Genomic DNA, 6,480 nt, shown 5'->3' on the forward strand with positions numbered 1-6,480 from the left:
CTACGCCGCGTGCCCACCATCGCGGCGGCTGCCCTTGCCCATGCGGCTCCTCACGAGGCCCACCACGGTGGGCACGAGCGAGACCAGGACAATCCCCACGATGAGCAGCTCGAAGTGCCTCTGCACGAAGGGAATGCCGCCGAAGAAGTATCCGAGCAGGGTGAAGAGGGTGGACCAGGTGATGCCGCCCAGCACGTTGAACAGCACGAAGTTGCGCCAGTGCATGCCGCCCACGCCTGCCAGGAAGGGCACGAAGGTGCGGATGAAGGGGAAGAAGCGCCCCAGGAAGATGGCGAGGTGCCCCCACTTGTCGAGGAAGGCCTCGGTCTTCTCCACGCGCTCCGGCGTCATGGCCTTCACCTTGCCCGAGGCGATGATGCGACGGCCGAAGAAGTGCCCGATCATGAAGTTGCACTGGTCACCCAGGATTGCCGCCGCCCACACGACCCCCAACAGCCAGACGATGTCGAAGCCGCCGCCGTTGGCGAAGAACCCCGAGGCGAAGAGGAGCGAGTCACCTGGCAGGAAGGGGAAGAAGACCACGCCGGTCTCGATGAAGACGATCAGGAAGACGAAACCGTAGGCGGCGAACGGACCCATGGCAATCCAGCTGGCGATGGCGGCACGCGGATCGCGCAGCAGCTCGGCGATGAAGCTTACGAAGCCCATGCTATTCTCCCAGTCCTTCGGCGCAAACCCGCAGGAGCGGGTGCCAGCATGTCAGCCAGGGAACGGCGCCCCAGATAACAAAGGCGCTCCCGGTCACGAGGTGGCCATGGAGCGCCCTGGAGCGCGCTCGGCGGGAACGGGTGCCCGCCAGAGGCCCCTTATGGCTGCTGCCTTCCGACCCTGACCAGGTTCGAGGTGTGACGTCACCCGAACCCGCCCAACGCGCTTGCGGGATAACTCTACCAAAGTCGCACGTGGGGCGTGCCGCTCACACCAAACGGCCACGAGCGTGACGACGAGGCCCGGGCCACCCAAGGCAGCCCGGGCCCTCGAAGTCGAGAGGGACGCGCGCCCTAGGCCTTGACGCCGTACCAACCGACGTTCTCGTTGCGCCAGCCGAGCCTGACCAGGCCGTCGCGCTCCCCGGCGTTGACCGTGTAGTGATGCGACCCCGCCTTGGCGTTGGGGTTGTAGAGACGGAAGAGCGCCTGCCCCTTGGCGTCGTCGGAGTACCAGCCTATCCCCTCGTACCTCCAGCCAAGGCTCACGAGCTTGTCCCGCTCGGCCTTGCTCGTGGTGTAGTGGTGGTCGCCGGCGTTCTTGTTGTAGAGGCGGAAGACCGGGGTGCCGGACTTGGTCGGAGCGACCCAGGCCACGCCCTCGTAGCGCCAGCCGGCCCTCACGAGGCCGTCGCGCTCGCCTGTGCTCGCGGTGTAGAAGTGCTCACCGCTGTTGGGATTGTAGAGGCGGTGCATGGCCTGGGCCTGGACGGCCTGCTTGCCGGACTTGGGACTCGGCTTTGGGTTCTGGTTGGGCTTGGGGTCGGCCTTAGGCTTGGCGGCGCCACCGTTATTGGGCTTGCTGGGCTTTGTGGGAGTCTTGCCCTGCTCGCCGCCCTTGCCCTAGGGCTTGGGGTCGGCAGGCTTGCCGGAGTCCTGCTTGGGGTCGGCAGGCTTCGGGTCTGCGGGCTTGCCCCCCTCGTTCTTGGGCGTCGAGCCCTGACCCTGCGGCTTTTCCTCGGGGACGGGCTTCTCCTCCCCCTTGCTGCGGTAGGTGTCGGCCATGCCGCTGCGCTGGGACTTGATCTGGTCGTTCGTGTACCAGCGGGAGTCCTTGACGGACCACCAGCCACGCTCGTCCGGGGAGCTGGGGAGCTCGTCCAGCACGGCAGGACGGAAGCCCTTCCCCACCTTCCACTCGACCAGGCCGGCGACGTCTCTGAACACATGCCGGGCCTCGGCCACGGCACCCATGTCAACCGCAGAAAGGTCGAGGGCAGAAAGCCGCGAGTCTCCCGCAAACATGGCATCCATGCCCCACAGCTCCGTGCCAAAGGTCTTGGGCAGCCTCAGGTCGGCAAGGGCATAGCACTCGGAGACCAGGGCGTTGGCAACCCTCACGCTCCTGAAGTCCAGCGATGAGAGGTCGAGGGACGTCAGCGAAGAGCAGGCGTAGAACATGTGGTCGACACTTTGAACCTTGGAGGTGTCAATGCCGCCCAGCTCGACCGAGAGCAGCTCGGAGCAACCCTCGAAGAGGCTGGCGAGCCTGATGGTCGAGGACGTGTCGAGACAGCTGAGGTCCGCGACCTTGAGTCCCTTGAGGTTGAGGAGCTCGCTCGAGTCCTCTGGTGCCTTGACGCCGGACCTGATGCTTATGGCGACGACCCTCTTGGTCACGTTTTCAGGAATCGCGTGGACCGACTCCATCACGCCAGAGACGCCGTCGGTCGGAAAGACCACGAGCTCCCCCCCTGTCGTCCAACGTGTAGGAGCAGCCCTCGCCAAAGGTTCCCTCGACCGTCTTCGCCACGACGGACGTGGAAAGGAGGATGGAAGCGGCCAGCGCGAAGGCCGCGATGACGGACGCCAGAAGCACTCGGCCCACGTCCTTGATGTGTAGCCCTGTCGTCCGCCTTGCGGGATTCGGGGGCATGCCCGTGTCTCTCTCCTGTCTGTTGTAGATTCTGACGTTCATTCAATAGTTCCGAACCGGATATAAAACCGTGGGGGAGCCGGCAGAGAGCATATTACCTGGGCAAACGCTCGACACAATACCGCTGGGCTGATGCGCGCAGTTGTGGATATTTCTCCATGAGCGAGAAGGGCGCGCGGTCGTCGCGGATGGCTCTTCCCGCACAAGCAGGGGCGGGTCCCGCAAGCTGCGAGGCCCGCCCCGAAGAGACGACTTGGCGAGAGGCTACCCTGCCTTCACGCCATACCAGCCGATGCCCTCGTCCCTCCAGCCGAGCTTGACGAGGGCGTCATGCTCGCCCTGGCTCGTCGTGTAGTGGTGGGAGCCAGACGTGGCGTTGGGGTTGTAGAGGCGCAACAGGGGCTCTCCCTGGGCGTCGTCGGAGTACCAGCCGATGCCCTCGTCTCTCCAGCCGAGGGCCACGAGCGCGTCCCTCTCGTCCTTGCTGGCGGTGTAGTGGTGGTCGCCCGCGTTGGGGTTGTAGACGCGGTAGACCGGGGTGTCGGACTTCAGGGGCGCGGACCAGCCGGTTCCCTCGTAGCGCCATCCGGCAGACACCACGGAGAGGCACTCGTCGAGGCTCGCAGTGTAGAAGTGCTCACCGCTGTTGGGGTTATAGAGGCGGTACATGGTCCCGACGGGCTGCTCGACGACGGGCTCGCTCACGGTCACCGTGACGACGTCGGACTCGGCGGTCAGGCCCTCCGCGTTGGAGACGACGACCTTGTACTTGGTCTCGCCGACGGTGCTGGTCTGGGGTACGTAGGTGTCGGAGCTGCCCACGTTGCTCCAGTTGCTGCCGTCCGTTGACTTCATCCACTGGTAGCTCAGGGGCGAGCCCGTGCGGCTGTCTGCCGCGACAGAGAGCGCGACCGCACCGCTGCCCTGCTCGTAGCTCGCAGACGTGGGCTGCTGGGTGATGGCGGGAGGGATCACCTTGGAGGCGTAGGACAGTGCGCCGTCGAGGTCGCTAGACTCGAAGGGCTCGGAGAAGTCCCCTGCCTTGACGTAGTCGCGAAGCTCCGTGCGCAGCGCCTGCATCTTCTCGAACACTTGGGTCGAGACGACGTCGAAGGCCTCGTTGGCAAAGTGACCGCGCTCGCCCTCGGGAAGGGACCGCATGTACTCGTCGACGATGCCGTGCTGGTCGTTGATCTGGGTCTGGACGACCTTGAGGTAGTCGGCGACGCCGGCGGCGCAGGCCTTGCGGTTGTTGTACGTCAGGGTGTTGATGTCCATCATGACGTAGTCCATGGTGTCGTCGTCCGCATCAGTAAGAGCGGTCTCGACGCTGTCGATGGACTCCTTCTTCCCCACATGGCTCAAATTGATGGTCTCGAAGTTGTCATAGATTCCCGGAACCTCGGTGAGAAGCGCCGAGTAGCTGGGCAGGTAGACGCTGAACTCCGTGCGAGAGAGAGCCTCCCACTGGATGGTGGCGATATCTGGGCTCATCCCCCTGCGAGTCTGGAAGATGTGGGACTCGATTGTCCGGTTGTTCCCAATGGCATAGAGCTTGCTGTTCTCGTTGGCGTTGAACTGCGTGCCCTCGCCGCGGGCCGCAAGGGAACGCTGTGCGTCATAGAGGGAGTAGTCACTGCGACCAGGAGTAAAGAAGAGGAGACGTGCCTCGGGGCTGACACCGCTCACCCTGCCGGAGGTATCGACCTCGAAGGTACCGTCGGTGAGGGGATTGCCGAAGTAGGAGCGACCCTGTGCATAGCGCGTGTTCTGACCCGCGCCAGACTCGGTCTCGCCGTAGGAGCTGGCGACGTCCATGCCACCGTCCGCGAAGGTCACGTAGGTGCCGGCCTTCTTTGCGGTCTCCTCGAGGCCCTCCGAATGCAGACATACGCTCTTGTCGGCCAGGTCGACCTTGAACTGCAGGTTGCCCATGTTGGGATTGATTGAAGCAACGTCGTCAGAGATCTTGATGGCGATCCACTGGTGTCCCGAGAGCTGCTGGAAGTTCCAGACCTCGTTGGCGTCGCCCACCCAGATCTGGTTGCAGTCCTGGGCGCCGTACTTGTCCATGACGTCGCCGAGTATCTCCACTCCCTCACGGGCAGTGGCGGCCTCACCGAGCACGACGTCCGCGATGTTGTACTCGCCCAGGCCCTCTTTCGTCTTTGGATCGACCGCTTCGACCTTGCTGTTGAAGTCGGTGGTGAGCGTGGCGGAGCAGGTCACGCCCTTCTCGTTGATGCCTGCTTCGGCATAGGGTGGTGCCAGCTCTCCCCAGTCCGCCTGGGCATCGCGCACGAAGGTGTAGCGGTAGGTCTTCCCCACCGTCCGATTGAAGGCACTCTCTTCCGAGGTGTAGGTCTTGCCATCGGTGGCTTCCTGGACCCCGAAAATCTTCACGTGGCGCGACGCATAGTCTTCTGCGCGGCCGTACAGCACGTCACCCGAGGCGGTGAGCTTGGGACCGATGTAGACCTGAGTGCACGCCAGTGCCTGGACCGGCGTCGCCATGGCAATCGAGGCGGCTGCCATCGAAGCCACGGCGAACCTCTTGAGCAGGTTGCTCCTGTGCATGAGCGCGGCTCCCTTCTTCAGCGGTCCCCCGACAGGCCAGGGACCAACCAACTAGACCACTCTTCCGCAGCGTAAACGAAACAAAGCTGAAACAGTCATTAACGATTTGCTTCTCCTGCTGAAGGGACAAAAAAGCCCGCCGGACGTGTGCCGGCGGGCCAAGGGAGGACCCTGCGAATATGAAGGGGCGCCCTCTCACCATCGGACATGGAGGCGAGAGGGACGCCCTCGCTGGGCTACTACTTCCTATGAGCGCGATAGTAGGCGATGAGCGCCTTGGTGCTGGCGTCCTGGCCCTGGAGCGCCTCGTCGTCGTGGAAGGCGGGCGTGATCTGCTTGGCGAGCTGCTTGCCCAGCTCGACGCCCCACTGGTCGAAGGAGTCGATGCCCCAGACCGTCCCCTCGACGAAGGTGATGTGCTCGTACAGGGCGATGAGCTCGCCCAGTGCGTGCGGCGTCAGCGCCTCTCCGAAGATCGAGGTCGTGGGACGGTTGCCCGTGAAGCAGCGGGCGGGCACGATCTCTTCGGGCGTGCCCTCGGCGCGCACCTCCTCGGCCGTCTTGCCAAATGCGAGTGCCTTGGTCTGCGCGAGGAAGTTGCCCAGGAAGAGCTCGTGCACGTCCTGGTCCCCGTCCTTGGTGGGGTTGGGGGTGTTGGCGAAGGCGATGAAGTCCGCCGGAATCATGCGGGTGCCCTGGTGGATGAGCTGGTAGAAGGCGTGCTGGCCGTTGGTTCCCGGCTCGCCCCAGAAGATCTCGCCAGTGTCGGAGGTGACGGGGCTCCCGTCCCAGCGCACGCCCTTGCCGTTGGACTCCATGGTGAGCTGCTGCAGGTAGGCCGGGAAGCGGTGCAGGTACTGGCAGTACGGCAGCACGGCGTGCGTCGGGGCGCCGAAGAAGTTGACGTACCAGACGTTCATGAGGCCCATGAGCGCGACGACGTTCTCCTCGAGTGGGGTCTGCCCGAAATACTCGTCGATCGCACGGAAGCCGGCGAGGAACTCAGCGAAGCGCTCGGGGCCGAGCACGACGATCAGCGAGAGGCCCACGGCGGAGTCGACGGAGTAGCGGCCACCGACCCAGCTCCAGAAACCGAAGGCGTTCTCGGGATCGATCCCGAAGTCGGCGACGAGGTCGAGCGCGGTGGACACGGCGACGAAGTGCTTCTTGATCGCCTCGGCGTCCTGCTCGGCGGAGCCATCGACGGCGCCGGCCGCCTTGAGGGCGTCGAGCATCCACGTGCGGACCTCGCGGGCGTTGGTGAGGGTCTCGAGCGTGGTGAAGGTCTTGGAGACGATG

At 64.5% G+C, this 6,480-nt stretch carries 5 protein-coding genes and 1 other RNA gene; all 6 read right to left on the reverse strand.

Going from position 1 to position 6,480, the window contains the following annotated elements; genetic code table 11:
* Entirely contained in the window at positions 1–669 is a 669-nt protein-coding gene (locus tag Q5923_RS03820; protein ID WP_303132250.1) for a DedA family protein, read from the reverse strand.
* 124 nt (positions 670–793) lie between these two features.
* Positions 794–889, reverse strand: an RNA gene (ffs, locus tag Q5923_RS03825) — signal recognition particle sRNA small type.
* 133 nt (positions 890–1,022) lie between these two features.
* Positions 1,023–1,424, reverse strand: a complete 402-nt coding sequence (locus Q5923_RS03830; protein ID WP_009278332.1) for a hypothetical protein — start codon at positions 1,422–1,424, stop codon at positions 1,023–1,025.
* Between the two features lie 147 nt (positions 1,425–1,571).
* Positions 1,572–2,411: a BspA family leucine-rich repeat surface protein gene (locus Q5923_RS03835; RefSeq protein WP_303132253.1), complete on the reverse strand. Its 840-nt coding sequence runs from the start codon at positions 2,409–2,411 to the stop codon at positions 1,572–1,574.
* A gap of 457 nt (positions 2,412–2,868) precedes the next feature.
* Positions 2,869–5,181 carry a C69 family dipeptidase gene (locus Q5923_RS03840; RefSeq protein ID WP_303132255.1) on the reverse strand — a complete coding sequence of 771 codons (2,313 nt, stop codon included), beginning with the start codon at positions 5,179–5,181 and terminating at the stop codon, positions 2,869–2,871.
* 239 nt (positions 5,182–5,420) lie between these two features.
* Positions 5,421–6,480: glucose-6-phosphate isomerase (gene pgi / locus Q5923_RS03845; RefSeq protein ID WP_303132257.1), on the reverse strand; the 1,060-nt coding region annotated here is incomplete at its 5' end.

The organism is uncultured Olsenella sp., from assembly GCF_959602185.1.
GTDB classification, from domain to species: domain Bacteria; phylum Actinomycetota; class Coriobacteriia; order Coriobacteriales; family Atopobiaceae; genus Olsenella_I; species Olsenella_I phocaeensis.

What these genes read in the sequence shown, in the direction of transcription:
- Q5923_RS03820 (WP_303132250.1), bottom strand. Translation starts at nt 669, where the DNA reads ATGGGCTTCGTAAGCTTCATCGCCGAGCTGCTGCGCGATCCGCGTGCC.
- Q5923_RS03830 (WP_009278332.1), bottom strand. Translation starts at nt 1,424, where the DNA reads ATGCACCGCCTCTACAATCCCAACAGCGGTGAGCACTTCTACACCGCG.
- Q5923_RS03840 (WP_303132255.1), bottom strand. Translation starts at nt 5,181, where the DNA reads ATGCACAGGAGCAACCTGCTCAAGAGGTTCGCCGTGGCTTCGATGGCA.